Source organism: Paraburkholderia sp. A1BS-2L, from assembly GCF_051125205.1.
In the GTDB taxonomy this organism is placed as follows: Bacteria; Pseudomonadota; Gammaproteobacteria; order Burkholderiales; family Burkholderiaceae; genus Paraburkholderia.
This window is the reverse complement of record NZ_CP120429.1, coordinates 1,794,400-1,820,551: the sequence shown is the minus strand read 5'-3', so window position 1 is coordinate 1,820,551 and position 26,152 is coordinate 1,794,400. Positions and strand designations below refer to the sequence as shown.

At 64.3% G+C, this 26,152-nt stretch carries 27 protein-coding genes; 14 read left to right on the top strand and 13 right to left on the bottom strand.

From position 1 onward, the window contains the following. Positions 1-7 precede the first annotated feature (7 nt). The 9 genes from P5W98_RS23115 to P5W98_RS23075 all read right to left on the bottom strand — a co-directional run bounded on the left by P5W98_RS23115 (position 8) and on the right by P5W98_RS23075 (position 11,071). On the bottom strand, positions 8-733 hold the full coding sequence (locus P5W98_RS23115) for an endonuclease/exonuclease/phosphatase family protein (protein ID WP_421025791.1): 726 nt from the start codon (positions 731-733) through the stop codon (positions 8-10). Then, the gene (locus P5W98_RS23110) at positions 730-2,925 is read right to left on the bottom strand and encodes a VTT domain-containing protein (protein ID WP_421025792.1); all 2,196 of its coding nucleotides are present in this window, start codon (positions 2,923-2,925) and stop codon (positions 730-732) included. The genes P5W98_RS23115 and P5W98_RS23110 overlap by 4 nt, the downstream gene beginning before the upstream one ends. Before the next feature lie 236 nt (positions 2,926-3,161). After that, positions 3,162-4,031 (bottom strand): alpha/beta fold hydrolase, encoded by an 870-nt coding sequence (locus tag P5W98_RS23105; RefSeq protein WP_421025793.1) that lies wholly within the window; start codon positions 4,029-4,031, stop codon positions 3,162-3,164. A gap of 64 nt (positions 4,032-4,095) precedes the next feature. After that, entirely contained in the window at positions 4,096-5,343 is a 1,248-nt protein-coding gene (gene mhpT / locus P5W98_RS23100; protein ID WP_421025794.1) for a 3-(3-hydroxy-phenyl)propionate transporter MhpT, read from the bottom strand. A 93-nt stretch (positions 5,344-5,436) separates the two neighbouring features. Continuing rightward, positions 5,437-6,471 (bottom strand): 4-hydroxy-2-oxovalerate aldolase, encoded by a 1,035-nt coding sequence (dmpG, locus tag P5W98_RS23095; protein WP_421025795.1) that lies wholly within the window; start codon positions 6,469-6,471, stop codon positions 5,437-5,439. A gap of 4 nt (positions 6,472-6,475) precedes the next feature. Beyond that, a complete protein-coding gene (locus P5W98_RS23090) occupies positions 6,476-7,426 on the bottom strand; it encodes an acetaldehyde dehydrogenase (acetylating) (RefSeq protein ID WP_421025796.1) in 951 nt (316 codons plus the stop codon). 13 nt (positions 7,427-7,439) lie between these two features. Beyond that, complete coding sequence (gene mhpD, locus P5W98_RS23085) at positions 7,440-8,243, bottom strand: 2-keto-4-pentenoate hydratase (protein ID WP_421025797.1); 804 nt, start codon at positions 8,241-8,243, stop codon at positions 7,440-7,442. A 21-nt stretch (positions 8,244-8,264) separates the two neighbouring features. Further along, on the bottom strand, positions 8,265-9,209 hold the full coding sequence (locus tag P5W98_RS23080) for a 3-carboxyethylcatechol 2,3-dioxygenase (protein ID WP_421025798.1): 945 nt from the start codon (positions 9,207-9,209) through the stop codon (positions 8,265-8,267). A 2-nt stretch (positions 9,210-9,211) separates the two neighbouring features. Beyond that, positions 9,212-11,071, bottom strand: a complete 1,860-nt coding sequence (locus P5W98_RS23075; RefSeq protein WP_421025799.1) for a bifunctional 3-(3-hydroxy-phenyl)propionate/3-hydroxycinnamic acid hydroxylase — start codon at positions 11,069-11,071, stop codon at positions 9,212-9,214. Positions 11,072-11,264: 193 nt separating this feature from the next. On the opposite strand from P5W98_RS23075, the gene P5W98_RS23070 reads away from it, so the two are divergent. Beyond that, positions 11,265-12,065: a DNA-binding transcriptional regulator gene (locus P5W98_RS23070; protein ID WP_421025800.1), complete on the top strand. Its 801-nt coding sequence runs from the start codon at positions 11,265-11,267 to the stop codon at positions 12,063-12,065. Positions 12,066-12,095: 30 nt separating this feature from the next. Next, positions 12,096-12,941, top strand: coding sequence for a GNAT family N-acetyltransferase (locus tag P5W98_RS23065; protein WP_421025801.1), 846 nt, complete (start codon positions 12,096-12,098; stop codon positions 12,939-12,941). Positions 12,942-12,970: 29 nt separating this feature from the next. Here P5W98_RS23065 and P5W98_RS23060 read toward each other — a convergent pair whose 3' ends face one another. Beyond that, on the bottom strand, positions 12,971-13,462 hold the full coding sequence (locus P5W98_RS23060; protein ID WP_421025802.1) for an SRPBCC family protein: 492 nt from the start codon (positions 13,460-13,462) through the stop codon (positions 12,971-12,973). A gap of 215 nt (positions 13,463-13,677) precedes the next feature. Here P5W98_RS23060 and P5W98_RS23055 point away from each other — a divergent pair, with 215 nt between their 5' ends. After that, positions 13,678-14,283, top strand: a complete 606-nt coding sequence (locus tag P5W98_RS23055; protein WP_421025803.1) for a DUF1571 domain-containing protein — start codon at positions 13,678-13,680, stop codon at positions 14,281-14,283. A 26-nt stretch (positions 14,284-14,309) separates the two neighbouring features. Here the strand turns inward: P5W98_RS23055 and P5W98_RS23050 are convergent, their stop codons facing one another. From P5W98_RS23050 to P5W98_RS23040, 3 genes are all read right to left on the bottom strand, one after another. Next, positions 14,310-14,576, bottom strand: coding sequence for a hypothetical protein (locus tag P5W98_RS23050; protein ID WP_421025804.1), 267 nt, complete (start codon positions 14,574-14,576; stop codon positions 14,310-14,312). Positions 14,577-14,677: 101 nt separating this feature from the next. Further along, the gene (locus P5W98_RS23045; protein ID WP_421027026.1) at positions 14,678-14,974 is read right to left on the bottom strand and encodes a cupredoxin domain-containing protein; all 297 of its coding nucleotides are present in this window, start codon (positions 14,972-14,974) and stop codon (positions 14,678-14,680) included. 86 nt (positions 14,975-15,060) lie between these two features. Continuing rightward, positions 15,061-16,005, bottom strand: a complete 945-nt coding sequence (locus P5W98_RS23040; RefSeq protein WP_421027027.1) for a metallophosphoesterase family protein — start codon at positions 16,003-16,005, stop codon at positions 15,061-15,063. 312 nt (positions 16,006-16,317) lie between these two features. Between P5W98_RS23040 and P5W98_RS23035 the strand changes: the two genes are divergently transcribed. The 11 genes from P5W98_RS23035 (at position 16,318) to P5W98_RS22985 (ending at position 26,124) form a co-directional block, all read left to right on the top strand. Further along, complete coding sequence (locus P5W98_RS23035) at positions 16,318-16,644, top strand: hypothetical protein (RefSeq protein ID WP_421042724.1); 327 nt, start codon at positions 16,318-16,320, stop codon at positions 16,642-16,644. A gap of 53 nt (positions 16,645-16,697) precedes the next feature. Further along, a complete protein-coding gene (locus P5W98_RS23030) occupies positions 16,698-17,408 on the top strand; it encodes a hypothetical protein (RefSeq protein WP_421027028.1) in 711 nt (236 codons plus the stop codon). 100 nt (positions 17,409-17,508) lie between these two features. Beyond that, positions 17,509-18,231: an RNA polymerase sigma factor gene (locus P5W98_RS23025; RefSeq protein ID WP_421025805.1), complete on the top strand. Its 723-nt coding sequence runs from the start codon at positions 17,509-17,511 to the stop codon at positions 18,229-18,231. Continuing rightward, positions 18,221-19,132 carry an anti-sigma factor family protein gene (locus P5W98_RS23020; protein WP_421025806.1) on the top strand — a complete coding sequence of 304 codons (912 nt, stop codon included), beginning with the start codon at positions 18,221-18,223 and terminating at the stop codon, positions 19,130-19,132. The genes P5W98_RS23025 and P5W98_RS23020 overlap by 11 nt, the downstream gene beginning before the upstream one ends. A gap of 148 nt (positions 19,133-19,280) precedes the next feature. After that, entirely contained in the window at positions 19,281-20,162 is an 882-nt protein-coding gene (gene sapR / locus P5W98_RS23015) for a sap1 transcriptional regulator SapR (protein ID WP_421025807.1), read from the top strand. A 5-nt stretch (positions 20,163-20,167) separates the two neighbouring features. After that, positions 20,168-20,734, top strand: coding sequence for a D-alanyl-D-alanine dipeptidase (gene ddpX / locus P5W98_RS23010; RefSeq protein WP_421025808.1), 567 nt, complete (start codon positions 20,168-20,170; stop codon positions 20,732-20,734). A 68-nt stretch (positions 20,735-20,802) separates the two neighbouring features. Further along, on the top strand, positions 20,803-22,410 hold the full coding sequence (locus tag P5W98_RS23005) for an ABC transporter substrate-binding protein (RefSeq protein ID WP_421025809.1): 1,608 nt from the start codon (positions 20,803-20,805) through the stop codon (positions 22,408-22,410). 11 nt (positions 22,411-22,421) lie between these two features. After that, positions 22,422-23,492 carry an ABC transporter permease gene (locus P5W98_RS23000; protein WP_421025810.1) on the top strand — a complete coding sequence of 357 codons (1,071 nt, stop codon included), beginning with the start codon at positions 22,422-22,424 and terminating at the stop codon, positions 23,490-23,492. 58 nt (positions 23,493-23,550) lie between these two features. Continuing rightward, positions 23,551-24,465, top strand: coding sequence for a nickel transporter permease (gene nikC / locus P5W98_RS22995; RefSeq protein WP_421025811.1), 915 nt, complete (start codon positions 23,551-23,553; stop codon positions 24,463-24,465). After that, positions 24,455-25,360, top strand: a complete 906-nt coding sequence (locus P5W98_RS22990) for an ABC transporter ATP-binding protein (protein ID WP_421025812.1) — start codon at positions 24,455-24,457, stop codon at positions 25,358-25,360. Before nikC ends, P5W98_RS22990 begins: the two co-directional genes overlap by 11 nt. Beyond that, a complete protein-coding gene (locus P5W98_RS22985; RefSeq protein WP_421025813.1) occupies positions 25,357-26,124 on the top strand; it encodes an ABC transporter ATP-binding protein in 768 nt (255 codons plus the stop codon). The genes P5W98_RS22990 and P5W98_RS22985 overlap by 4 nt, the downstream gene beginning before the upstream one ends. The last annotated feature ends 28 nt before the right edge of the window (positions 26,125-26,152 follow it).

Below are 26,152 nucleotides of genomic sequence, written 5' to 3'. Positions count from 1 at the left end.
ACGCGCATCACCCATGCCCGGGCGCAAGGCCGTCGGCCGAGATGCGCGCAACCAGCGGCAGATGGTCGGAGGCGACGCGCGCTTCGCCGTCGCGATGCACGCGCACGCTTTGCAGCCGGCTCACCGGGTGCATCCAGATGCGATCGAGCGCGAACACCGGCCACCATGAAGGAAACGTGGCGGGCGCGGGCGCGGCGCGAAAGTGCGCGGTGAGCAGGCGCAGTGCGTGCCGCCACAGAAACCACTCGTTGATGTCGCCCGCGAGCACCACCGGCAACACAGGCCGGTCGAACGCGGCCAGCAATTGGGCGATCTGCGCGTACCGCTCGCGCCCGCTCAGGCCGAGATGCGTCGCGACGACGCGCAACGGCTCGCCGCCATGCAGGATATCGACGTCGAGCGCGCCGCGCGGTTCGCGGCTGCCGAACGACAGATCGATCGTGCGCGTCTCCCTGATCGGGCAGCGCGTGAGCACCGCGTTGCCGAAGCGCCGCGCGGGCAGGTCCAGGGTCGGGCCGGCCACCGCCTGCCAACCGGTTGCGCCGCTCAGGACGGCCAGCACGTCGAAGTGGGAAGCGCCGCCCAGCGGCACCTCCTGCAATGCGACCACATCGGCATCGATATCCTTGAGCACGCGGGCGATACGTTCTGGCGCGTACCTGCGATCCGTGCCCACCGCGCCGTGAATGTTCCAGGTGACGATGCTCAGCGGCGCTTGCGCGGGCCCGTTCATTCGCGCGGCCTCAAAAGGCGCTGCAGCATCAGGGCAAGCCCCACGAGCAGCGCGCCGATGGCAACCAGCAATCCGATCGTGCCGGGCCCCGGATGACGCAGGGCGGCAGCCAGCTGATGGGCAAACAGGGTGCCCAGCACGATGCCGGGCGTCATGCCGATCAGCGTGCCGAGCAGGTAATCTCCCGGCCCGATATGCGAGGCGCCTGCCGCGAGATTGACGAGCGAGAACGGGGCGAGCGGCACGACGCGCAGCACCACCACGGCGGCAATGCCCTGACGCGCCAGGCGTTTGGACAGCCGGTCCAGCCGCGAGCCCGCATGCCGGCGCACCGCGTCGCGCCCCGCCCAACGGCCGATGGCGTAAGTGACGAGCGCAGCGAGCAGCGAGCCCGACAACGCATAAAGGCTCCCCGCGAACGCGCCGAACAACAGTCCTGCGCAGACGATCAACACCGTAACCGGCACCGACGCGACAGCGGCCAGCGCATAGGCGCCAATCACGAGCACGGGACCGAAGGGCGCCGCCGCGAGCGAGCGCGCCGCCTCGCCGATGCGCGCGAGGCTCAGGAAGCGCGCGAGCGGCGTGTAGTGCCAGGCAAGCGCCATTGCCGTTGCCAGCAGCGCGCACGAGCCGAGCACCAGCAGACGTGCGGTAATCGAACGGCCGCCGCGTCCCGGCACGAACTCGCGCACCACTTCGTCGGGCACCGCCGGCCGTTCGGGATCGACAACCGCGCTCTCCGGAACCCACTGGTCAAGTCCGGACGACACGCGCGGCTCGAGCGTGCGCAAGGCGCGCCCGCCCCCGGAGAGGCTCGCGACGACGCGATGGATATCGCCGTCGAACTGCGCGAACGCGCGCTCCACTTGCGAGCGGTGCGCACCCAGATGCTCGGCGAGCAGACCGTTGCGCGCCGCCGCGATGACCGCCCGCACACGTTCGTTGCCGGCAGCCTCCAGCGCGATGTTGCATTCGGTATCGAGCACCATCGAGCGGTTGTTGAGATTGGCGCTGCCGATCACCAGCAGTTCGTCGTCGACCGTCATCAGCTTGCTATGAACGTTGATGAACGCGTCGCCGAGACCTTCGACCCATGGCGAGTAGTACCGTAAGCGATCCTGATGATCTGCTTCGCGCAGGCGCTGATACAGGCGCGCTCGCAGCGTGCCCATGGTTGCCGATTGCAGCCACCCCGTTTGCCGGCAGGGAAGCACGGCGGCGACGGCGGGCGCATCGGGCTGGGCGAGCCGTTGTGCCAGCGCGTCGCCAATCGTGCTCGCGGTGAAGTATTGGTTCTCGATATAGATCGTCTTGCGCGCGGCCCCGATCGCGGCCCCATAGAGCGCGCGGATGTGCTGGCAGCCCCCGTGCCCCGCATGCGGCGCGGCCGTGAGCGCGATGCCGAGCCAGACGTCCTCGACGTCCGCGGCAAAGTCCGGCGGCCACGGGTCCGCTGCGTCCTGTGCGGGCGGCCCGGCGGCGCTGGACGCCGCCGTCCGGTGAGCGGGTGCGCGGCGCGCCGCCGTATTCGCCAGGATCCAGCGCTCTTGCGCGAGCACGCCCACGATGCGCGCGGCGTCGCCATCGAACATTGCCTGCACGTCGTGAACGGGGCCATACATCTGCCGCGGCCCATTGCAGCGGCGCGGCTCGCACGGTGCGTGCGCGCGCGTGTCCCAGCGCGAGCGCGTGAGGTCGATCCCGCCCACGAACGCGAGCCGGTCGTCCACCACCACGACCTTCTGGTGATGCGACGCACCCGGCGGATGCCGCCCGTCGAGCCGGAATTTCAGGCGCCCGCCGCTGCGCCAGTCCAGCTTGTAAGCCGGCAGCCATTCGCGCTCGAACGCATAGAGCATCGCGAAGTCCCAGGCGAGGATGTGCACGCGCAACGCCGGGCGCTCAGCCACCACGGCCGCCAGAAAATCGCCCAGCGTGTCCGGATAGCCATCGCCCGCACCACCCGGCACCAGTTTGACGCGGCTGTCGATGTCCCAGCCCACGATGGTCACGCTGCGCTGCGCGCGAACGATCGCCGCGCGCACAGCGGCGAAATAATCCTCCGCGTCGACCAGCAGCCGCAGGCGTGGCGCGTGACGAATCGAGTGACACGTCTCGCCAGGACGCAGCAGCCGCGAATGCGAGGCGGGTCCGGCCGTGGCGCCGGTTGCCTTCGCGTCCTGATTCATCAGTACTCCTCGTGTGCGGATGCGGCTGCGGATAACGCCAGTCATCCGGCCGCATCGTGCCCACGTTTTCGCAACAACCGTGCCTGTGGAGTTCGTCCCCGCGCAACCGGGCCGCAGCGCCAAGCCGCCCGCGCGCTCTCGGCGCGCAGGCGGCAATCGTGCCGGCACCGCGCGAGCGCGATATTGCGCAAGGCTTGTGCCGAACGGGCCTGCGCCCGCCCCCAGGCGCCGCACTCTCAGTGCTTCAAAAAGTCGATCACCATGCGATTGAACGCTTGCGCATGCTCCCATTGCGCCCAGTGGCCACACCGGTTGAACACATGCAGTTGCGCGTTCTGCATGCCAGCCAGCAGGCGCAGGCCGATATCCATCGGCACGAAACGGTCGTCGCGGCCCCAGATCACCAGCGCAGGTGCAGCAATTTCGCCCAGGCGCGGGCCATAGTCGCTGAACTGCTTCGGGAACGCGGCGAGGCTCTTCACGAAGTTCTCCAGGTGATCGCGGCGCGCGAGCATGTTTTCGAGGCGAGTCTGCATCAGCTCGTCGGTCAACGCGCTCGCATCGTAGACGAACACGTTCATCATGCGCTTCAGGTTCTCGATCGTCGGATCGCGATAGAGACCTTGCAGCAGCTTGATGCCTTCGGTGGGCATGGGCGCGAAACTGCTCGGGCCGCCGGTGCCGCCGCCCATCAGCACGAGCTTGCCCACGCGCTGCGGGTTCTCGAGCGCGAAGGCCACTGCGCTGTGGCCCCCCATCGAATTGCCGAGAATATGCACGCGCTCGATGCCGATCGCATCGAGCAGGCCCTTGAGCACGCGCGCGTTCAAGTCCGAGCGCGAGCTGGTGCAGACGATCGGGTCGCTCTTGCTCCAGCCCGGGCAGTCCATCAGGATCACGCGGTAGCCGGCCGCGACGAGCGGCTCGACATTGCGGTTGAAGTTGGCCCAGCCGCTCGCGCCCGGACCCGAGCCGTGCAGCATCACGACCGTTTCGGCGCCCTCGCCCGCATCGTTGTAGTGAATCTGGAACTCGACCTCGCCGTCCTTCACGCGAGCGAACTTGCTCGTCGAGGCTTCGGTGATTGTGTGTGCAGTACCCGTCATGATGACCATCCCTTAAAACGTCAACCCGATACGGGAGAAGGCGCACGCCTCCTCCCCTTCAATCTCATGCGCCCTGTGCGCCTGGCGCGCCGTGCTGCTTGAATGCGCCCACCACGCTGAGCGCCGCGAGCGCCGCCGCCACGACGAGCGGAATGCTCGAGCCCACGAGCATCGACGGGCTCTGGCCGAGCGCGAACAACTGGCCCGCCACCAGCGGTCCGAGAATCGAGCCGAGGCGCCCCACCGCCACCGCGGCGCCCACGCCCGTGCCGCGCACTTCCGTGGGATACGCGTGGCCTGCCAGTGCGTAAAGCACCGACTGGCTGCCGACGATAAAAAAGCCGCACAGCAGGCCGCCGAGCGCCGTGGCGCTTGCGCCCCCCGCACTCGCGAGCACGGTGAGCGCGGCCACGATACCCACATACATGCCGATTACCGTGCCGCGGCGTCCGAAGCGATCCATGATGGTTGCGATGGCAACGGCACCGACGCCGCCGCCGATGTTGAACAGCATCAGCACGAGATTCGACTCCACGCGGGTCAGGCCGCGCGCGAGCACCATCGAGGGCAGCCAGTTCATCAGGAAGTACAGGACGATGAGCGTGCCGAGGTAGCTGATCCACAACGCAATGGTCGTGCGCGCGCGGCCCTGATGCCAAAGCGCTTGCGCCACGCCCGGCGTGCCTTCCTTCGCCACCGTCGACGCCTTCGCGGCCACGAACTGCCGTGATTCGCGCAGGAACAGACCGAGCAGCGGCACCATCACGATCGGGCCGAGGCCGCCGACATAGAACACGTGGCGCCAGCTCGCGTCGCCCGTTCCCAGCATGCCGATCACGGCTGCGATCGCCGCGCCAAACGGCATGCCGCAGTACATCGCGCCCACCGCCGTGCCGCGCTGCTGCGGGCCCGCCGCCTCCGAGCACAGCGCAATCAGGTTGGGCATGGCCGCACCGAGCCCCAGGCCCGTGAGCAGACGCGCGACCAGCAGGCTCTCGAAGCTCCACACCATCGTCGTGGCGAGCGAGAAGAGCCCGAACAGCGTCACCGACCACATGAGCACGCGCTTGCGGCCAAGGCGGTCGGCAAGCCGCCCGCCCAGCGCCGCGCCCGGCAGCAGGCCGATCGCGCCCGCGCTGAACGCCCAGCCCATTTGCGCCACGGCGAGATGAAACTCCTTCGCCATGCGCGGCCCGGCTACGCCCGCCGATTGCAGGTCCAGCCCCTCGAGCAGCGCAATCGCCAGACACAGGGCAATGGTTGCCCTGCCGCTCGTTCCACTTCCTTCAGCACCACTGTTTCGCGACGTCATAAAAGTCTCCGTATCTCTATGCGAGCCGCTCTTTCCGGCGGCTATCCATGACAGCGCCGCGCACCCCTTGCAGGCCGTGCGCGGCGCCCCTGATCAGGACTGCAATGCTTCCATGCGATTCTTCAGATCGAGCGCCACATCGACGATCATGTCCTCCTGGCCGCCCACCATCCGGCGCTTGCCCAGTTCGACGAGAATGTCCACCGTCTTCAGGCCATACTTTTTCGCTGCCACTTCCGAGTGGCGCAGGAAGCTCGAATAGACACCGGCATAGCCGAGCGCGAGCGTTTCGCGGTCCACCCGCACCGGGCGGTCCTGCAGCGGACGCACGATGTCGTCGGCGGCATCCATCAGCGTGTAGAGGTCGGTGCCGTGGTTCCACCCCATGCGCTCCGCCGCGCCGATGAACACTTCGAGCGGCGCATTGCCCGCACCCGCACCCATGCCCGCGAGCGATGCATCGATGCGATCGCAACCTTCCTCCACCGCGACGATCGAGTTCGCCACGCCGAGCGAGAGGTTATGGTGCGCGTGCATGCCCGTTTGCGTTTCGGGCTCGAGCACGGCTTTCACCGCGTGAAAGCGCTCGCGCACGTCGTTCATCGTCAGCGCGCCGCCCGAGTCGACCACGTAGATGCAGGTCGCGCCGTAGCTTTCCATCTTCTTTGCTTCGGCGGCGAGGTTTTCCGGCGTGGTCATGTGGCTCATCATCAGGAAGCCCACGGTGTCCATGCCCAGCTCGCGCGCGTACTCGATGTGCTGCTTCGAGATGTCGGCTTCCGTGCAGTGCGTGGCGATGCGCACCACGCGCGCGCCCGCGTTGTACGCAGCCTTCAGGTCATGAATCGTGCCGATGCCGGGCAGCAGCAGCGTCGCGATCTTCGCGTGCTCGACCACGTCGGCGACGGCCTCGATCCATTCGAGGTCGCTGTGCGCGCCGAAGCCATAATTGAAGCTCGAGCCCTGCAGGCCGTCGCCGTGAGCGACTTCGATGCTGTCCACCTTCGCGCGGTCCAATGCGCGGGCGATGTCCTGCACGTTCTGGATCGAGTACTGGTGGCGAACGGCGTGGCTGCCGTCGCGCAGCGTCACGTCGGAGATATAGAGTTTCTTGCCCGGATTGTTCATCGCCTTAGGCTCCTTGCATGCTCAAGAGCGTTTTCGCCATGCGTTCGGCGGTGGCGAGCGCGGCGGAAGTCATGATGTCGAGATTGCCTGCGTATGCGGGCAGATAGTGCGCGGCGCCCTCCACTTCGAGGAACACCGAGGTTTTCAGGCCGCTGAACTGGCCGAGGCCCGGAATATTGAGCGGCGCGCTCGCGGGAATTTCGTCGAACTGCACCTTCTGCTTGAGGCGGTAGCCAGGCACGTAGGCATGAACCTTCGCAACCGTCTCTTCAATCGACCGCTCGACTTTCTCGCGGTCGACCATTTCGGATAACGTATAAACCGTGTCGCGCATCATGACCGGCGGCTCGGCGGGGTTCAGCACGATGATCGCCTTGCCCTTCGCGGCGCCACCCACCACTTCGATAGCCTTCGAGGTCGTTTCGGTGAATTCGTCGATGTTCGCGCGCGTGCCGGGGCCCGCCGACTTGCTGCTGATCGATGCGACGATTTCCGCGTAGTGAACCTTCGCCACGCGCGACACCGCGGCAACGATGGGGATCGTGGCCTGGCCGCCGCAGGTGACCATATTGACGTTGAGCGCGTCGATATGCGCGTCGATGTTCACGACCGGCACGCAGTACGGGCCAATCGCGGCCGGCGTGAGGTCGATCATGCGGATGCCGGGCTTGTGCGAGCGCAGCAGCGCATCGTTCTTCACGTGCGCGCCAGCGGAAGTCGCGTCGAATACGAAGTCGATGTCGTTGAACACGGGCAGGCGCGTGAGGCCGACCGCGCCTTCATGGGTGGTCGCCACGCCAAGGCGCGCGGCGCGCGCGAGACCATCGGAGTTCGGGTCGATGCCGACCATCGCCGCCAGCTCCAGATGTCGGCTATTGCGCATGATCTTGATCATCAGGTCCGTGCCGATGTTGCCGGAGCCGATAATCGCGGCCTTGAGTTTTTCGGAAGCCATATGAATTCCTGTGTCAGGCGGAGAAAGTTGCGCAAACGCTGCCGAGGCCTTCGATTTGCGCGGTGTAGATGCCGGGTTCCCTCACGGCGACCATGGGCCCAAGCGCGCCCGTGAGCACCACGTCACCCGCGCGCAGCGGCGTGCCGAACTGGACCATGCGGTCCGCGAGCCACACGGCGGCGTTGAGCGGATTGCCAAGGCAAGCCGCGCCATTGCCGCGCGAAAGCACCTCGCCATCGCGCGAAAGCGCCATCGCGCAGGCCGCGAGGTCGATCTGCGAGAGCGGCACCGGGCGGCTGCCCACCACGAAGCGGGCGCTCGACGCGTTGTCGGCCACGGTGTCGACGAAGCGGATGTCCCAGTTCTGGATCCGGCTGTCCACCACTTCGATCGCCGCGAGTGCATACGTACTGGCGCGCAGAATATCGACGAAGGTGTGTTTCTCGTGCGTGAGGTCATGCTCCAGCACGAGCGCGATTTCCGCTTCCACCTTCGGCTGGATCAGTTGCGAAAGCGGAATCGCTTCGGCATCGCCATAGGCCATCGAAGCGAAGAGCGCGCCGAAGTCGGGTTGATCGACGCCCAGCTGCTTTTGCACCGCGAGCGACGTGAGGCCGATCTTGCGTCCCACGATGCGCTCGCCATTCGCTACGCGCAGATCGACGTTGGCTTGCTGAACGGCGTAAGCGGTGGCGATATCGTCCAGCGCAATGCCGCCCGCCGCGATCTCGCCGCGAACCGGCTCGATCGTGTTGCGCGACGCTTCGGCTTCGCGCAGGCGTGCGGCCAGCGCCGCGACCCGTTTCAAATCTGTCATGGTGAGGCTCCGTACGTTCTGTCAAGCCGCGTCGAGCGCGGCGTGCATGGTGGCAAAACCCGCGATCCACTCGGGAATCTCGCGGTAATAGTCAAGCGTTGCGCGATACGGGCCATAAGCGGCCAGCGCCCCGAACGCCGCAACCCACGTGCGAATCTCGTGCGCCGACTTGCCGCCATCGCGCGTGATCGCCGCGTTGGTCATGCCGTCCACGGAGGTCAGTTCACCCGAGGCGAGCCGCTCGAGGAATGCGCGATCCCATGCGGGGTTGAGCGGATGCAACGGGCTATCGCCGGCCGCGAACGACTTCGCGGCGGCCACGGTGCGCGCCTGGCGCGCGGCGCGCGAATCGGGCGGCGGGTTGCGGCCCGCGATCAGGCGTTCGGCCACTTCAGGCGTCGCGCCAAGGAGTTCGGGCACCGGCGGCTCGTGCGAGATGCCGCCCGAGCCGACCACGAGCACGCGCTTGCCACTGCGCGAGAAGAAGCGGCCAATCGCATCGCCCAGCAAACGTGCGCGGCGCAGCGTCGCCATGGGCGGCGCGACGGAGTTGATGAACACCGGAATCACCGGGTAGCGGTCGAGGCCGCCGGTGAGCACTTCGAGCGCCTGCGCGCAGCCGTGATCGACCTGCATGCGATACGAAAGCGCCGCGTCGATATCGGCGTCGAGAACGCTTTGCGCGAGCGTATGCGCGAGTTCTTCGGGCACCGGCAGCGTGCCGGCCATGCTGTTGAAGTCGCCGATGGCCTCCGCACGTGCGCCGATGCAGAACGGCGGCATGACGTCGTAAAAGAAGCCGTTGAAGTGATCGGGTGCGAACGCAACGATCAGATCGGGGTTGAACGCTTCCACGCGTTCGCGTGCGGCGCCGCACACGCGCTCGACCTCGGCCACGACTTCAGGCGCGGGATCGAAATAGCCATGCAACGGCGTATGCGACAGGCATTCGAGGTGAATCGGCATGCTCATGCTCCTGCGGCGCCCGCGACGGCCACGCCGCGCACGGGACGGTTTTGCGGTGCGGCTGCGCCAGCTTCGCGCAGCGCAGGTTCGGCGGCGTCGGTCATGCCGAGCTTGTCCGCAAGCTCGACGAGCGCGCCGGAAACCTGCTGCGGCGTGCAAACGCCGGCGACAAAGCGGTCCGGACGCAGCAGCACGACCGACTCGGGCAGGCAGCTGAACCACGCTTTCAGCCGCCCCTGCACGTCGCCGAGCGCGAGCACGTCCGGGGGCACGTCGTCGGCGTATTCGAGTTGCACGTCGGGCTTCGCGAACACGAAACGCACGCCCAGCCGCTCACACAGCGCGCGTGCTTGCGGCGTGAGACCGAAGGTCGGGTCCGCGCCCCAGGCGAGCACCGCGAAACCATTGCCGATCGCATCGTCGAGGCGCACTACGCGGCCATCGGCGAGCCGCACGCGTGGCTGGATGAACATGCGCCCCACCGGCGAAGCAGCGAGCCGATCACGGCCATGCGCGAGACGGCCGATCAGCGAGTCGCGCTTCTCGCTCATCAAGCCGAGCAGGCGGCCCGGCGCCGAGTTGCCCGAGCGCTCCAGCATGCTCGCGAACCAGCCGCCGGTTTTTTGCGGCGGCGGCAGCAGCACGACGCCCGCTTCATAACGCGGCATCGGCTTGAAGCGCATTTCCACGAAGTAACGCTTGACCGCAGGAAACACATTCATCGAGCGCACGAAGGCGTCGCGAAAGCGCGCGCCAAAGCGCGTGGTCGGCGCGAAGATATCGCCCGCGACTTCGGAGAGGTGGATCATCGAGCGCGCATGCGCGCGGCGCTCCACGGTGTAGCTGTCGAGCAGCCGGCCATCGGCCTGGCCCTTCGCGACCATCGCGAGCTTCCAGCCCAAATTGTTCGCGTCACGAATGCCGCTGTTGTAGCCCTGCCCCTGCCATACGGGCATGATGTGTGCAGCGTCGCCGGCGAGCAGAACGCGGTCTACGCGGAACGTAGCGGCCAGGCGCGCGTTGTGCGTGTACACGCGCTTGCGGATGTAGTCGACCTTGTCGGGATCGGCGACTACCTTGCGGATCAGCGCAGCCATGTTCTCGGGCTTCGAAAGCGCTTCCTCGGTCTCGCCCGGCATCACCATGAATTCGAAGCGGCGAATGCCATGCGGCAGCGCAGCCGAAACATAAGGGCGCCGATGATCGCAATGCATGTAGACATGCGGCGAGCCTATCGGGTCGTTGCGCACATCCACCACGATCCATTGATTCGGCTTCGTGCGGCCTTCGAAGGGCACGTTCAGCGCGCGGCGCACGAAACTGTTGCCGCCGTCGGCGCCCACCATGTACGCGGCGCGGATCGTGCGACGCTCGCCGTTCGCGTCGCTCACGTCGATCGTCACGCCCTGCGCGTCCTGCTCGAACGCGTCGACGGAGTGGCCAAACAGCACTTCCACGTGCTCGAATCGATCGAGGCCTTCGTAGAGCACACGGTCCGCGAGCGGCTGGATGAACGCGTTGCGGCGCGACCAGCCGAATTCGTCGGTGCGCGGCTCGATCGAGGCGAAGCAGTGACCGTCCTTCGTGACGAAGCGCATCCAGTGGTCGGGCGTGGTGTGCGGCAGCAGCGCGTCGGCCAGGCCGATCGACTGGAACACGCGCAATGCTTCGTCGTCCAGACCAATGGCGCGCGGGTAGTCGATGATCTGGTCGAGCTTCTCGACGAGCGTGACACGCACGCCTTGCAGGCCGAGAATGTTGGCGAGGGTGAGGCCGACCGGACCTGCGCCGATGATGGCGACGTCGGTGGCAATCTGGCGGGGGCGGATCGTATCCGCCGCCTGGGCGAGTGGGGTGTTCATGTGTCTCCTTCTCGCGCGACTTATGCGGTCGCTGCGGATGCTGACAGGTCGTGCCTGAAAACGGATCACCCGCTTGAACGCTGTGTCGAAGCCCGGTGAATGGAAGCGAGTCTAGGTTCCACCCGTTGCGCGCTCAACATTTTTAGAGAAATGTGCATAGAATGCACATAGTTGATTTTTAAGGCGTTTTCCGATGACGAAGTATGCAAACGTGCGAGGGCTGGCGCGCGGCCTCCAGGTGCTCCAGGCGCTCAATGCCATGGAGAACGGGCGCGCGACGAGCCAGCAGCTGAGCGAGGCCACCGGCCTGCACCGCACGACGGTGCGGCGCTTGCTGGAAACCCTGGTGGAAGAGAAGTTCGTGCGCCGCAGCGCGTCGGACGACAGCTTTCGTCTGACGATGAACGTGCGCGGCCTGAGCGAAGGCTTCACCGACGACGAACGGATCGCGACCATCGCGCCGCCGATCATGGCGCAAATGCTCCAGCGCACCGTGTGGCCTTCGGACCTCACCACGCCCGACGGCGATGCCATGGTCATCCGCGAGACCACGCACCGCTTCAGCCCGCTTTCGTTTCACCGCGCCATGGTGGGCCGCCGCCTGCCCATCCTGCTCACGGCCGCGGGGCGCGTGTACTTCGCGATGTGCCCCGAGGCGGAGCGCGAAGATATTCTCGAGCTGCTACGCGCGGGCACGGGCGGCGAACAGCAGCAAAAACTCGCGGCGGACAAGGCCTTCATCCGCAATCTCGTGCGCCAGACGCGCACGGATGGCTTTGGCTCGAATCACGGCGACTGGGCTGACCAGCGCAAGATCGGCGCACTCGCCACGGCGATCGAGACGCAAGGGCGCGTGCTCGCGAGCCTCAATGTGATCTACCTGGAGCAGGCTATCAGCCCGGCCGAGGCAGTGCGTCGCTTCGTGCCCGAACTGCAGCGCGCCGCGCAGGAAATGGTGGCGGCGCTCGAAGCGCAAGGGGACGCCGGCCGCTAGTATCGGCTTTATCTCCAACCGGGAGGAACCATGGATCAAAGCGGAGACTTCATTGTGCGCACCATGTCGGCTGACGAGGTGGCCATGTCGGTCGAATGGGCGGCTGCGCAGGGGTGGAACCCCGGCTGGCATGACCCGCACTGTTTCAGGGAGGCGGACCCGGATGGCTTTTTCGTCGGTGTCTGGCGCGGCGCGCCGGTCGCGTGCCTTTCCGCCGTTGCCTACGACGAATGCTTCGGCTTCATCGGTCTTTACATCGTGAAGCCCGGGTTTCGCGGCAAAGGCTTCGGCATGCGAATCTGGCAGCACGGCATGCGTTATCTCGGAGCGCGCAACATCGGTCTCGATGGCGTCGTTGCCCAGCAGGCGAACTATCGGAAGTCCGGGTTCCAGCTTGCGCACCGCAACATCCGCTATCAGGGGCGCGTGAGCGGCATCGGGTGCGCGCATGTCTCGGCAGCGGCCAACGTGCCGTTCGAGCAGTTGCTTGCCTATGATCGCCAGTGTTTTCCCGCAGCGCGCGCGCGTTTCGTCTCCACCTGGATCGCGCAGCCGGACGCCGTTGCGCTCGCGACAGTCGACGCGGGCCGTGTCGCCGGATACGGCGTCGTGCGCCGCTGCAAGACGGGCTGCAAGATCGGCCCGCTCTTCGCCGACGACGCGGACGTCGCCACGGGACTGTTTCGCGCGCTGGCGGCGAGCATGCCCGGCGAGGTCATCGTGCTCGACGTGCCGGAAACGAATCCTGCTGCGGTCGCGCTGGCGCAACGGCACAACATGACGAGCGTTTTCGAAACCGCGCGCATGTACACGAAGGACGCGCCGGCCATTGCGATCGATCGCGTGTTTGGGGTGACATCGTTCGAGCTGGGGTGAGTTCGGGAGAGTCCCGCCGATGCCTGCATTTATTGCGGGTTGGCGCTGCATTCGACCAGCCGCGCCTCGAGCAGGCGCGCGAGCGCCAGGCCGCCTTCGCGCATGATTGCATCGTGATTCCAGCGAAATGCGAGCCGCACAGGCGGCGCGAGCGCGAGCGCGTTCATCCAGGCACGGGCCGTCCTGACGTGCCAGTCATAGCGCACCACCGTGCGGCTGCCCTCGGCGGCGAAATGCCAGCGGCCCACGCCTTCAAGCGCGCCGCTGGCCTCCCCCTCCAGCGCAACGAGCGGCGCGACGCGCGTCACGCGCACGTCGATGATCACCCGATAGGGAAGCACGCCCTTCCACGTATATCGATGCACGGCGCCCAGACCATCGGTTTCGCCCGCCTGCAACTCGCGCACCGCTTCGACGCTCTTCCACCACCTCGGCCAGTTAATCGAATCGTGGACCGCGTCCCACACCTGCTGCACCGGCGCCTCGATGCACCACAAGGTGGTCAAACGGAATTCCGCCATCGCTCTCCTCCACTTTGCCTGCGATACGGCCACGCGTATTCGCGGGCAGGCCCGGCGCATGCGTGTATGTCCGCGCGAACATTGCGTAGCGCGGTGTTCCGGAATTACCCTTGGATCCACCATCGCATTCATTCGAGTATAGGAGGCACGATGCGCATGCAGGTAATCGGCGCGGGCCGCAAGGGGCTCGCACTCACGGCGGGCATCGCAGCGCAATGAGGGACGCACCGCCACCGGACCGGGATCTCGTTGCTGACGCACAGGCACGCTTCAATGCGCTGGCAAACTATCGGGTCAGGTTGAAATCGATATCGGCGGGCGAGGAAGCGGTCGAGGTGCGCTATGCCTACCGCAAACCGGGCTTCGTCCGGATGGATTTCATCCGCCCGCATGCCGGCGCGACGCTCGCCTACGACCCGGAAGCGGGGCAGGTCAAGCTTTGGCCATTCGGGTTCGATACGTTTCCGAGGCTCATGCTAAGCCCGGACAGCCGCATGATCCAGAGCCCGCAGGGTCATCGCATCGACCAGTCCGATATCGGCACGCTGCTCATCCATGTTCGTGAGCTTCAGCAGCATGGCGAGACGCAGCTCGTGGGCGTTGAGACTATCGGCATGTGCCGGGCGTCGCACGTGATCGTGACGTGCGGGCCCGGACGCGCAATAGCCGGCGTGTTCCGCTATGAGCTGTGGTTCGATATCGTCCATGGGCTGCCTGTCAAGGTCGCGAGCGAGAACCCGTCAGGCAAGCCGATCGAAACGGTGCTGATGGAAGACCTTCGCATCGACTTGCCAGAGTCGCAACTCGAACCGTTTGGCTAGTCACCCGGCCCAACGTGCGCACGCATTCAACTACCGAAATAGAGCGTGCAAAAGCTGACCGGACCGACACAGTTCGGCTCCGCCCTGCCAGCCGCCGAAGGTCCGGCGACGCCTGGCGCGCCCGAACCGATCATCTCTGTGCCGCCGCTTGAATTTTGCGGGTTGCCGGCCGCCTGCTGCACGGAGTCCTGGCGAACTTCTGCACCGGTGTTTTCCTGAGCGAACCCATTGGCCGCGGTGCCAGCCGTTGCAAGAATGGCAATGGAAAAGCCTAAGACAAGATGCGTGTTCATTTCGAATTCCTAAAGTTAAATCCCATGAAATTTCGCTTGCTGCATCATGCAGAACTCAGCTTGATTCGACTTTATTCCGGGCGGATCAGTCGCCAATCCGCCTACTGCACCGTGATGGTTGCCTTCATGTACGGGTGGATGCCGCAAAACACCTTATAGACCCCCGGCTTGTCGAACTTGAACTGAAAGGTGTCGTCCTGGTCGAGTGCCGCCGAGTGGAATACGCCTGCATCGTTGACGATCGAGTGCGGCTCGCCATCCATGTTTTTCCAGGTCACGGTCGTGCCGGTCTTGACCGTCAGCGACATCGGCGAAAACATGAAATTCTTGATGATGATCTCATCGGGGCCCTGGGCCTGCGCGGCAGGCGACGCTGCGGTCAATGCCACGATGAGCATCCCGCTCCAGACGGAGGGAATGCGGGTACGGCGAAAGAAAGCGGATAGCATGGCTTCGATCCTTGTTCAATGAATGAATAGCGTCGTCAAGCGAGGGTTTTGTCGGAGAGCGACGCGGCGAGCGGGTGGCGCGAGACGCTGATGCTGGTTACGCCAAGCATCTTTCGGAGCTGATCGCCTGGCACGGTAAGCGGCCCGGGTCCGGGACCATTGCCGGCCGTCGGCTGCGGATAGGCGGTCGAGCGCGCGGTATGAAAGGTGATATTGCCTTCCACCTTCGAAACGATCTGATGGATATGGCCGTTGATCACGGTGACCGAGCCGAATCGCTTCAAATACTCCATCGCCTGGCCCGCATCGCCGGTGCCCCAGCCCCAGGGTTCGTAGATCGTCCACATCGGCATATGCACGAACACCACGATCGGCGTGCTGGACGTGCGGCCCTTCAAATCGTTTTCCAGCCAGGCAAGCTGGTCCTCGCCCAGGCTTCCCAGCCCGTTTGGCTTGAAATGCATCACATTGACGAGCCCGACAAAATGCACGCCGTGGCTGTCGAAGCTGTAATAGCCCCGGTTGTCTGACGCCTGTCCGAAGCGCTTGAAGTATTCGCCTTGCGGTCCGTCTGTCACATCGTGCTCTCCCGGCACCGTGTGCAGCTCCGTGACGTTCAGCCCGGAGAGCAACTGGGACGCGAGATCGAACTCAGCCGGCTTGGAAAGATGGGTGATATCGCCCGTGTGAATCGCCAGGGCAGGCTTGACCGGCATGGCGTTGACGAAATCAATCGTCTGTTTGAGCGTGCCCGCGACATCGGGATTGGCTTCCTTGTTGAAGCCAATGTGCGAGTCGCTGATCTGCAGGAACAGCGGCATGCCGGAAGCCGCCGACTTGTCCTCGGCGCTGGCCGCGAGGGCTAGATGCACGGGCGTGAGGACGCCTCCGGCCAGCACAAACACGGTGCCCGCGCCACCGAAGGCGAGACATTTCAAGGCATTGCGGCGCGACGGTTGGGAAGGAAGATCTGACGACATGATGTCCTCTCGACTGGGTTCAGGAAGCCGCCCGCCGGTTCGATCCGGAGCGCCTCCAGGGCGGGGTTCAAGTGCAATACCGCCCATGCGGCCGCTTTATTCCCGCTTTATTCCCGATTTATTTCTGCTTTGTTCCTGCTTTGTTCCTGCTTTGTTCCCCAACCTGGATACGTCACCTCATTGTCCGCGGCAACGCGCACGGACGCAGGCCCGATGCATCTGCCTGCCCTCACGTCTCGCTCGTCGAATCCGGGAATAACCGGCACGGGTTCGCGGTATTGCAGTCGTGGCACACGAAATGAGGGAAACGAAATGGACATCATCGACAGGGCTCGCGCATCGGGATTGACCGTGATCCTCGACGGCAGGATTGGCCGCGAGGAATACCAGAGCGTATGCGGTTCGATATCGGCATTACAGCGCTTCGCCGAATCGCTGCGGCAATGCGCTGTGCACGAGCCGGACGGCGCCGCGCAACGGTCGACCGCGGCTGGCGCGTCTGGCCACGAATCTGGCCACGAATCTGGCCGTGGATCTCGCCTGTTAGTCCGGCGCATCGACAAACCTGCGGGAATAGTGGGCGCCATGGCGACGCCCGCTCCAAGGGTGTCGCGCATCGCTTGTCGGAGGCGCAAGTGAGCGTCAGGGTGCAATCCGTTCTGCGCTGGCTTCAACTGGGATCGGGCCTCGTGATGCTGACTTATCTCCTTCTGCACCTGGTCAATCACGCGCTCGGGATCTGGTCGCTCGACCTGGCCGGGCGCGGTCTCGTCCTCGCGCTGCGGCTCTGGCGCAGCGTACCTGGAACGATCGCGCTCTACGGTGCAGCAACCCAGCATTTCGCGCTGGCGTTGCACACGCTATACGGGCGGCGCCAATGGGCGCTGCCGCCTGCGCAATGGATCCGACTCTGGGCAGGGCTCAGCCTGCCGCTCCTGCTTATCCGCCATGCCGTGACGACCCGGCTTGCGTCTTCGCTCTATGGCTTCGAGCCTGACTACGAGCGCGTCATTGTCGTGCTGCTTACGAGCGGCACGCAGGGCCTGCAACTGGCGCTGCTGGCGCCCGGCTGGATCCACGGATGTCTTGGGCTGTGGTTCCGGTTGCGCCACTTTCCGTGGGCGCGTCGCCTGCAGCCGGCGCTGCTGGCGCTCGTTGTGCTGTTGCCGCTGCTGTCCGCAGCGGGCTTTATCCGGATGATGCGAGAAGTCGTTGGGCAGCGTCGCATGCTTGCGCCTGTCGACGCTACGCTCGCGATCCATCAGGCAGCCCTCAATGCCACGCGTCACAATCTCGTCGCTCTGTATCTGGCATTGATTGCCAGCGCGTTGATCCTGGGCCAGTTGCGCAATGCCTTCGAACGTCGAAGGCTGCGAAAACATCCGGTGAGCACCCGCGCCTGAGCTAGCTGTTTTGTTAGTTGTTTTAATGATCAAGCGAAAACTCAAGAACCCGCCAGGCGCTTTGACTGCCATACGGCAGAAGCCGGCGTGGAGGAACAGTGTGGATGAGACCAATAGAGACGCCGCTGGCGCGCCGCGCGACGACGCCGCCCGCAGCCGCCGTTTCCAGCAGATGGCGTTGCCGCATCTCGACGCCGCGTACAACCTTGCGCGCTGGCTGAGCGGCAATCCCAGCGACGCCGACGACATCGTGCAGGAAGCGTTCATGCGTGCCTTCCGCTTCTTCGATACGTTTCGTGGCGACACCGCGCGCCCCTGGCTGCTGGCGATCGTGCGGCGGACCTGGTATACGGAGTGGCGGCGGCGCAAGTCGTCATACGAGGTGGCCGAGCTTGACGACAACCTCGACGACGCCACGATCGACGGCTGGAGCGCCGCATGCGCCGATCCGCAAACGCTCCTCATCCGCGACGAGGACACACGTCTCGTGCATGCGGCGCTGGAGCAGTTGCCGGTCGAGTTTCGCGAGGTGCTGATACTGCGCGAACTGGAGGAGCTGAGCTATCGCGAGATCGCGGAGCTTGCCGACCTGCCCGTGGGCACCGTGATGTCGCGCCTGGCGCGCGGGCGCCGCAAGCTGGCTACGCTGCTGGGCGCATTGCAGGCGCGTGGCGTGAAGCCGCCGTCTCGCAGCGAAGCCGCTAACGACCGGCGAAGCCGTGCATCGGGCGATGCGCGCGACCTGCCAGGCGCGTTACGCGGCGGCGTGGCCCCACGCAACAATCGAGGCGGAATCGGAAAGGAGATGCCAGATGGACTGTAAAGATGCAAGGCCGCTCCTGGACGCGAGCGTCGACCGGGAGTTGTCCCCACCCGATGAACATCGTCTGCAGCAGCACGTCGAGGGCTGCGACGCATGCCGTCGCGAATGCGAGGCGGTGCGCGCGATCAACCGCGCGATGCGCCGCGCCGAGTATTACCGTGCGCCCGAAGGGTTGCGCGCGCAGATAGCCGCCTCGTTACCGGCCGCCCCGCTGCCGGTCGATGTGGATGAAACGCGTGACAGGGAGGCCGCCACGCGTAAACAGAAACGCTTTGCGTGGCTCGACGGCTGGCGGATTCCGCACGCTGGCGGCTTCGGAACAGCCGCCGGCAGCGCTGCCTCCGCCAAAGGCGTGAGCGCCGGCTGGCTCGCGGGGCTCGCGGGGCTCGCGGGGCTCGCGGGGCTGGCGATCGCGCTGTGCGTGGTGGCGGCAAGCGTGGTCCTGACGCTGCCCCGTCCGGTCGGCAACAGCCCGTTCGTCGACGAACTCGTGTCGAGCCATGTCCGGGCCCAGCTTTCGGGACGCGACATCGACGTCATTTCGTCCGATCAGCATACGGTGAAGCCGTGGTTCAACGGCCGGATCGACTATGCGCCTCCGGTCGAGGACCTGACTGCGAGCGGCTTCCCGCTGGTGGGAGGCCGGCTCGACTACCTCGGACATCGGCGGGTGGCGGTCCTGACTTACCACTACCGCAAGCATGTGATCGACGTGTATGTGTTCCCGGACTCCGGCCAGGCTATTGCGGGTCCGGCCGAAGCGATTGACCGCGAGGGCTACGCGCTGGCGCGCTGGCACGATGACGGGATGACCTGGTGGGCGATCACGGACGCTGCTCCTGAAGCGCTGAGCGCGTTCGAAGCGGCGTTGAGGGCTAGACTAACGAGCCCCAACGAATAGCACGCAGTGAATGCGCCCCCTTCTGGCTATTGGCTTTCGCGATCCGATAAAGAAATTAAGTTAGCACACGCTTTATTGTCCTTGTCATATACATATCAGTACGCCGAGCAATGACAGATAACTAACGAGAAACCGGAAACGCGACTCGATGTCCACCGCCTTCGCTCATACAGTCGAAGCGAGTTTTGCGACGCTCACGCCCACGGCCAAGCGCATTGCCAGTTATATGCTGGCGAATCTGGAGCGCCTCGGCCTGGAGACGGCGGATCAGATCGCGCAACAGACGGGCACGAGCGGCATTTCAGTCGGGCGCTTTCTGCGCAGCGTCGGCTATCGCAATCTCGACGACCTGAAGCGCGAATTGCGCGGCGCACAAACCCGGCCATGGTGCATCACGGATCGCCTGGACGCCTGGCGCAGCGAGCGCTTCGACGGCTACGCGAACGGCGTGGAAAGCTCGAATGACACGGCGCTCGCACACTCGCTCGATCTCGAGGTCGATGCAATCCGCTACGTGTACCAGCTTGCGCTAGGCGACACCTTCGCCCGCGTCGCGCAGCGCATTGCCGCTGCGGATGCCGTCTTTATTCTCGGCATTCAATCGACGCGCGGCATTTCGAATGCGTTCCACAGTTACCTCGAATATTTGCGGCCACGTGTGTTCTTTTCCGATGGCATGTCGGGCTCGTATGTGGAGTCGCTGAACTCGGAGTTCGCGTCGCCGTATCTGATCGTCACCGACACGCGTGCCTATTCGCGCATCGCGCGCCGCTATTGCGAGGCGGCGGCACGGCGCGAATTGCCATTCGCGCTCGTCACCGATCTCTATTGCCCGTGGGCGCGCGACTTCGCCTGCGATCTGCTGCAGGTGAAAACCGATGTGGGTCAGTTCTGGGACTCGCTTGCGCCGCTCACTTGCCTGTTCAACCTGCTGATTACGTCGATTGTCGAGCGGCTCGGCTCCACTATCGACAAACGTATCGCGCGCAACCGCGAGTTGCAGCGCGAACTCGATCAATTCGATCTCTGACGATCATGACCGATACACCTCACCTCATTCACATCACACCGGAAACGCACGGGGTCGAACTCGACCTCGTGTATGCGACCGATCGCAATTTCACCGGCAAGGTGATCTACAAGGAAGCGCACGCCCTGCTGCTCGCGCCCGCTGAAGCCCGATTGCGCAAAGCCGTCGAACTTGCTGAAAGCGTCGGCATGAAGCTGCGCATTTTCGATGCGTACCGTCCGCCGCAAGCACAAAAAGTACTGTGGGATTTTCTGCCCGATCCCACGTATGTCGCAGAACTTGGCCGCGGCTCGAACCATAGCCGGGGTACGGCGCTCGATCTCACCTTGATCGACAGCAACGGTGAAGCGCTCGACATGGGCACGGGATTCGATGCCATGATCAAGGCGTCCGAGCACTTCCATCACGGCTTGCCTCAGCATGTGCAGCGCAATCGCCTGCTGCTGCTCGGCATCATGCATGCGGCAGGATTCACGCATATTCCAGGCGAATGGTGGCATTACGAAATTCCGGGTTCGCGCTCGCTTCCCGTTATTGACAATAGCGAAAGCGGCCCCCTGAAATTGATGTAATCGCGTTCTGGTTCTTTGCTGTCCGTCTGTGGGTTTCTCACCGCTTTTTCTCTCGATACGGAGCGAGTATGAATCTGGTCTTGCGCAATGCGCTGGCGGCAGTCGCGGTGGTGTCCGCACTGACGCTTACGATGACGACAACAAGTACTGCATTTGCGGCGACGCCCAAAGACATGCTGGTGATCGCCACCACGCTCGACGAATTCTCGACGCTCGATCCGGGCGAAGTCTATGAGCTCGTGCCGGAGGAATATGTCGCGAATACCTATGACCGACTGGTGCGCGTCGATCTGAAAGACCCGGCGAAATTCAATGGCGATGTTGCGCAATCGTGGACGGTCAGCCCCGATGGACTCACGTTCACGTTCAAGATTCGCCCGGGTCTCAAGTTTCACTCCGGCAATCCGCTAACAGCCGATGATGTCGCGTGGTCGATCCAGCGCTGCGTACTGCTCGATAAAGGTGCCGCGGCGGTATTGCAAGGCATTGGCCTGACCAAGGCCAACGCGCTGCAAAACGTCAAGAAGATCGACGACTCAACCGTCAGCATTACGACCGACCAGAAATACGCGCCCACGTTCGTGCTGAATGTGCTGGGTGCGTGGCCCGCGTCGGTGGTCGACAAGCAGCTCCTGATGTCGCATCAGAAAGGCAACGATTTCGGCAACGAATGGCTGCGCACGAACGAAGCGGGCTCCGGCGCGTACAAGCTCGTCAAATGGACCGCGAACGACAGCCTCATCCTGCAGAAATACGACGGCTACCGGCTGCCGCTCGCGATGAAACGCATCGTGATGCGCCATGTGCCGGAGGCCGCGAGCCAGCGCCTGCTGCTCGAAAACGGCGACGCCGATGTCGCGCGCAATCTGAGCCCCGACGATCTCGCCGCATTGACCAAGGCCAACAAGGTGCAGGTGATGTCGGTGCCGCAAGCGACCTTGCTCTACCTCGGCCTGAACGTGAAGAACCCGAATCTCGCGAAGCCGGAAGTGCAGGAAGCCATGAAATGGCTGATCGACTATGACGGCATTCAGAAAAACGTGACGAAGAGCACGTTCAAGATTCATCAAACGTTCCTGCCCGAAGGTTTCCTCGGGGCGTTGAATACCAATCCGTATCACCAGGACGTTGCCAGGGCCAAGGCGCTGCTCGCCAAAGCGGGCTTGCCCAATGGCTTCAACGTGACGATGGATGTGCGCAGCGCTTACCCGTACAACGAAATTGCGCAAGCCATACAAGCGAATCTCGCGCAAGGCGGCATCAAGGTCGAGATCATTCCGGGCGACAACAAGCAGACGCTCGCGAAGTATCGTGCGCGTCAGCACGATATCTATATCGGCGAATGGTCGGCGGATTACATCGACCCGCACAGCAATGCGCAGGGCTACGCATGGAATCCGGACAACTCCGACAAGTCTGCGTACAAGATGCTCGCATGGCGTAATTCGTGGGACATTCCGGATCTGACGAAACAGACCAATGCAGCGCTGGCCGAATCGTCGACGACCAGGCGCGCGCAACTCTATCAGACGATGCAAAAGGAAATGCTCGCCAGGTCGCCGTTCGTCATCATGTTCCAGCAGGTGTCGCAAGTGGCGATGCGTCCGGGCGTATCGGGCCTCGAAGTCGGTCCGATCAACGATCTCGTGTCGTATCTGCATGTGAAGAAGCAGTAAGCGCGCGAGACATGTCAACGACGACCACTCCTATTGACCAGATACGCGCTGCGTCCGCACGCAGCGCGACCGTGCGCTGGACGTTGCGCGTGCTGCGCTGGGCGCTCACGCTCGCCATCACGTTCACGGGCTTGCTGGCCGTGACCTTCGTGATCGGCCGCAAGGTGCCGATCGATCCCGTGCTCGCCATACTCGGCGACCGCGCGTCGGCGAGCGCTTATGCGGCCGCGCGCATTCAGATTGGACTCGACAAGCCCCTTGCCGAGCAGTTTTTCATCTACGTGCGCGCGGTGCTGCACGGCGATCTGGGCGTATCGCTGCTGACGGCCAATCCCGTGCTCGACGACATCAAGCGCGTCTTCCCGGCCACGTTGGAGCTCGCGACACTGTCGACGATCATCGGCGTATTGGCCGGCGTGCCGCTCGGCGTGATTGCTGCGACACGGCACAACCGCTGGATCGATCACGTCGCGCGTTTCATCGGCCTGATCGGCAGCTCGGTGCCCGTGTTCTGGCTCGGCCTGATGGGGCTGCTGTTGTTCTATGCGAAGCTGCATTGGGTGTCGGGGCCCGGAAGAATCGACCCCGTGTTCGATGGCATGGTCGATACGCACACGGGCAGCCTGTTGATCGATTCGCTGATCGCGGGGGAATGGGAGGTGTTTTTTAATGCACTGTCGCATATCGCATTGCCCGCTGCGATATTGGGCTACTACTCGGTCGCTTATCTGAGCCGGATGACGCGCTCGTTCATGCTCGACCAGTTGAACCAGGAGTACATCACGACGGCACGCGCAAAAGGCTTGCCCGAGCGGCGAGTCGTATGGGTGCACGCCTTCGGCAATATCGCGGTGCCGCTGCTGACGGTGATCGCACTGTCGTATAGCTTTTTGCTCGAAGGCTCGGTGCTCACCGAAATCGTATTCGCGTGGCCGGGCATCGGTTCGTATCTGACTGGCGCGCTGCTCAACGCCGATATGAATGCCGTGCTCGGCAGCACGCTCGTGATCGGCATGACCTTCATTGCGTTGAACCTGCTGACGGATGCGCTCTATCGCGTGTTCGATCCGCGCGCCCGCTGATGCAACGGAGATTTGCAACGTGCGTCCACCTGTTGAAACGTCAACGCAGGACTTGCCGATGAACATGCCTCGCCCAACGTGGAGAGCCTGGCTGCTGACCGATACGCCTGCTTCGCGCAGGCAGGCGGCGCTCGGCCTTGCGTATCGGCGCTGGCGGCGTTTCTCGGGTAATCCGCTATCGGTGTTCGGTCTGTCGATCCTCGTGCTGCTCGTGATCGTCGCCGTCATCGGTCCCTGGATCGCGCCGCATGATCCGCTTCGGCAGGTGTTGTCCGACCGTCTGCTGCCGCCCGGCTCGGCCTCTCATTGGCTGGGCACCGATCAGCTCGGACGCGATATTCTTTCGCGCATCATTTACGGCTCGCACCTGACGCTGTCGATTGCGATCCTCGTTGTCGTGGTCGTCGTGCCGATCGGCTTGCTGATCGGCACGACGGCGGGCTTCTTCGGAGGCTGGGTCGACATCGGGCTGATGCGCGTGACGGATATCGCGCTGGCGTTCCCGAAGATCGTGCTCGCACTCGCATTCGCCGCGGCATTGGGGCCGGGCGTGTTCAACGCGGTGATCGCCATTTCGATTACCGCGTGGCCCGCATATGCGCGGCTTGCACGCGCCGAAACGTTGAGGCTCGTGCAAGCCGATTTCATCCACGTCGCGCGGCTGCAAGGCGCCTCGAACCTGCGCATTCTGCTGCGCTATATCGTGCCGCTGTGTTCGTCGTCGGTGATCGTCCGCGCGACGCTGGATATGGCGGGCATCATTCTGACCGTCGCGGGCCTGGGTTTTCTGGGGCTCGGCGCACAACCGCCCAGTCCGGAATGGGGCTTCATGGTCGCGTCGGGCCGCAACGTGCTGCTCGACGCGTGGTGGGTGGCAACGCTACCGGGCTTCGCGATTCTGCTCGTGAGCCTCGCATTCAATCTGCTCGGCGACGGCTTGCGCGACGTGTTCGACCCCCGCCATGGAGACTGACGTGGTGACTGATGTGAGCACGAACGAAACGCGCTCGCCGCTCTGTGAAATCGACGATCTGCGCATCGCATTTCGCACGCACGACGGCGCGCTGAATGAGGCCGTGCGCGGTCTCTCGCTGACGCTGGATAAAGGCGAGCGGCTTGGCATCGTCGGTGAATCGGGTTCGGGCAAGTCGCTGACGGGCCGTGCGCTGCTCGGACTTCTGCCGCCTGCCGCGCATTGCACCGCGACAACCTTGCGCTTCGACGGAAACGATTTACTGACTATGCGCGCGGCCAGGCGCCGCCGTCTATGCGGTCAGCAGATGGGCATGATCCTGCAGGATCCGAAATACTCGCTGAACCCGGTGATGACTGTTGCGCAGCAAATGCGCGAGGCGTTCGCCCTGCATGATCCGAAGCTCGACCGGCGTGCGATGCGTGAGAAGATCATCGCGGCCCTCGAAGCGGTGCATATTCGCAACCCCGCGCGCGTCGCGGATTCGTATCCGCATGAGCTTTCCGGCGGGATGGGACAGCGCGTGATGATCGCGATGATGGTGTCGACGGGACCCCGCCTGCTGATCGCCGACGAGCCGACCAGTGCGCTCGACGTGCTCGTATCGATGCAAGTGCTCGCCATACTCGACGAGATGATCGCCAAACACGATACGGGGCTCATTTTTATCAGCCATGACCTGCCGCTCGTGATGTCGTTCTGCGATCGTGTGGTGGTGATGTATGCGGGGCGGGTGGTCGAAACCTGCGCGGCGCGCGATCTCGTGCATGCGCAACATCCTTATACGCGCGGGTTGCTTGCCGCGAATCCTCCGCTTGCCAACCCGCCTGCCGAATTGCCCGTGCTGTCGCGCGATCCTGCATGGCTCAACGACACGCAAGGAGCGTCCGCATGATCGACGTCGATGCGTTGACCGTGCGCTTCAAGACGGCCGCGGGCGCGGTCGATGCCGTTCGCAATGCGAGCTTCCATGTGGCGCAAGGCGAAGTGTTCGGGCTCGTCGGCGAGTCGGGTTCCGGCAAGTCGACCATTCTTCGTGCGCTGAGTGGATTGACGCCTGGCACGCAAGGAACGGTGCGCATTGCGCAGCAAGGCGGGCTCGCGCAAAAGCGCGCTGTGCAAATGGTGTTTCAGGACCCATATGGCTCGCTGCATCCACGCTTCACTGTCGATCAGACATTGCGCGAACCGTTGCGTATCACCGGCATCGGCCAGCATGAAGAACGCATCGTCAATGCGCTGCGTGAAGTCGGGCTCAATGCGTCGTTTCGATTTCGCTATCCGCATCAGCTCTCGGGTGGGCAGCGGCAACGCGTGGCGATTGCGCGCGCGCTGATCGTCGAGCCGCGTGTGTTGCTGCTCGACGAGCCTACATCGGCGCTCGATGTCTCCGTGCAGGCTGAGATATTGAACCTGCTCAAGCGCCTGCATCGCGAGCGTAATCTGACGATGATTCTTGTCACCCACAATCTCGCCGTCGTGAGCTTTCTGTGCTCGCGTGTTGCGATCATGCGCAATGGCGAGATCGTCGAAGAACTCGATGTGGAGAAAATCAGAGCGCAACAGGTCGATAACGAGTATTCACGCAGCCTGTTGCTCGCGACGACCGGCTATCAGCGCAAGGCCGTCGCGGCGTTGGGTATCGACACGGCGCTTTAAAAGCGCGCGAGGTCGGCTATATGTTTGC

Coding starts and splice junctions, on each gene's coding strand:
- P5W98_RS23115 (WP_421025791.1), bottom strand. CDS start 733: ATGAACGGGCCCGCGCAAGCGCCGCTGAGCATCGTCACCTGGAACATT.
- P5W98_RS23110 (WP_421025792.1), bottom strand. CDS start 2,925: ATGAATCAGGACGCGAAGGCAACCGGCGCCACGGCCGGACCCGCCTCG.
- P5W98_RS23105 (WP_421025793.1), bottom strand. CDS start 4,031: ATGACGGGTACTGCACACACAATCACCGAAGCCTCGACGAGCAAGTTC.
- mhpT (WP_421025794.1), bottom strand. CDS start 5,343: ATGACGTCGCGAAACAGTGGTGCTGAAGGAAGTGGAACGAGCGGCAGG.
- dmpG (WP_421025795.1), bottom strand. CDS start 6,471: ATGAACAATCCGGGCAAGAAACTCTATATCTCCGACGTGACGCTGCGC.
- P5W98_RS23090 (WP_421025796.1), bottom strand. CDS start 7,426: ATGGCTTCCGAAAAACTCAAGGCCGCGATTATCGGCTCCGGCAACATC.
- mhpD (WP_421025797.1), bottom strand. CDS start 8,243: ATGACAGATTTGAAACGGGTCGCGGCGCTGGCCGCACGCCTGCGCGAA.
- P5W98_RS23080 (WP_421025798.1), bottom strand. CDS start 9,209: ATGCCGATTCACCTCGAATGCCTGTCGCATACGCCGTTGCATGGCTAT.
- P5W98_RS23075 (WP_421025799.1), bottom strand. CDS start 11,071: ATGAACACCCCACTCGCCCAGGCGGCGGATACGATCCGCCCCCGCCAG.
- P5W98_RS23070 (WP_421025800.1), top strand. CDS start 11,265: ATGACGAAGTATGCAAACGTGCGAGGGCTGGCGCGCGGCCTCCAGGTG.
- P5W98_RS23065 (WP_421025801.1), top strand. CDS start 12,096: ATGGATCAAAGCGGAGACTTCATTGTGCGCACCATGTCGGCTGACGAG.
- P5W98_RS23060 (WP_421025802.1), bottom strand. CDS start 13,462: ATGGCGGAATTCCGTTTGACCACCTTGTGGTGCATCGAGGCGCCGGTG.
- P5W98_RS23055 (WP_421025803.1), top strand. CDS start 13,678: ATGAGGGACGCACCGCCACCGGACCGGGATCTCGTTGCTGACGCACAG.
- P5W98_RS23050 (WP_421025804.1), bottom strand. CDS start 14,576: ATGAACACGCATCTTGTCTTAGGCTTTTCCATTGCCATTCTTGCAACG.
- P5W98_RS23045 (WP_421027026.1), bottom strand. CDS start 14,974: ATGCTCATCGTGGCATTGACCGCAGCGTCGCCTGCCGCGCAGGCCCAG.
- P5W98_RS23040 (WP_421027027.1), bottom strand. CDS start 16,005: ATGTCGTCAGATCTTCCTTCCCAACCGTCGCGCCGCAATGCCTTGAAA.
- P5W98_RS23035 (WP_421042724.1), top strand. CDS start 16,318: ATGGACATCATCGACAGGGCTCGCGCATCGGGATTGACCGTGATCCTC.
- P5W98_RS23030 (WP_421027028.1), top strand. CDS start 16,698: ATGCTGACTTATCTCCTTCTGCACCTGGTCAATCACGCGCTCGGGATC.
- P5W98_RS23020 (WP_421025806.1), top strand. CDS start 18,221: ATGGACTGTAAAGATGCAAGGCCGCTCCTGGACGCGAGCGTCGACCGG.
- sapR (WP_421025807.1), top strand. CDS start 19,281: ATGTCCACCGCCTTCGCTCATACAGTCGAAGCGAGTTTTGCGACGCTC.
- ddpX (WP_421025808.1), top strand. CDS start 20,168: ATGACCGATACACCTCACCTCATTCACATCACACCGGAAACGCACGGG.
- P5W98_RS23005 (WP_421025809.1), top strand. CDS start 20,803: ATGAATCTGGTCTTGCGCAATGCGCTGGCGGCAGTCGCGGTGGTGTCC.
- P5W98_RS23000 (WP_421025810.1), top strand. CDS start 22,422: ATGTCAACGACGACCACTCCTATTGACCAGATACGCGCTGCGTCCGCA.
- nikC (WP_421025811.1), top strand. CDS start 23,551: ATGAACATGCCTCGCCCAACGTGGAGAGCCTGGCTGCTGACCGATACG.
- P5W98_RS22990 (WP_421025812.1), top strand. CDS start 24,455: ATGGAGACTGACGTGGTGACTGATGTGAGCACGAACGAAACGCGCTCG.
- P5W98_RS22985 (WP_421025813.1), top strand. CDS start 25,357: ATGATCGACGTCGATGCGTTGACCGTGCGCTTCAAGACGGCCGCGGGC.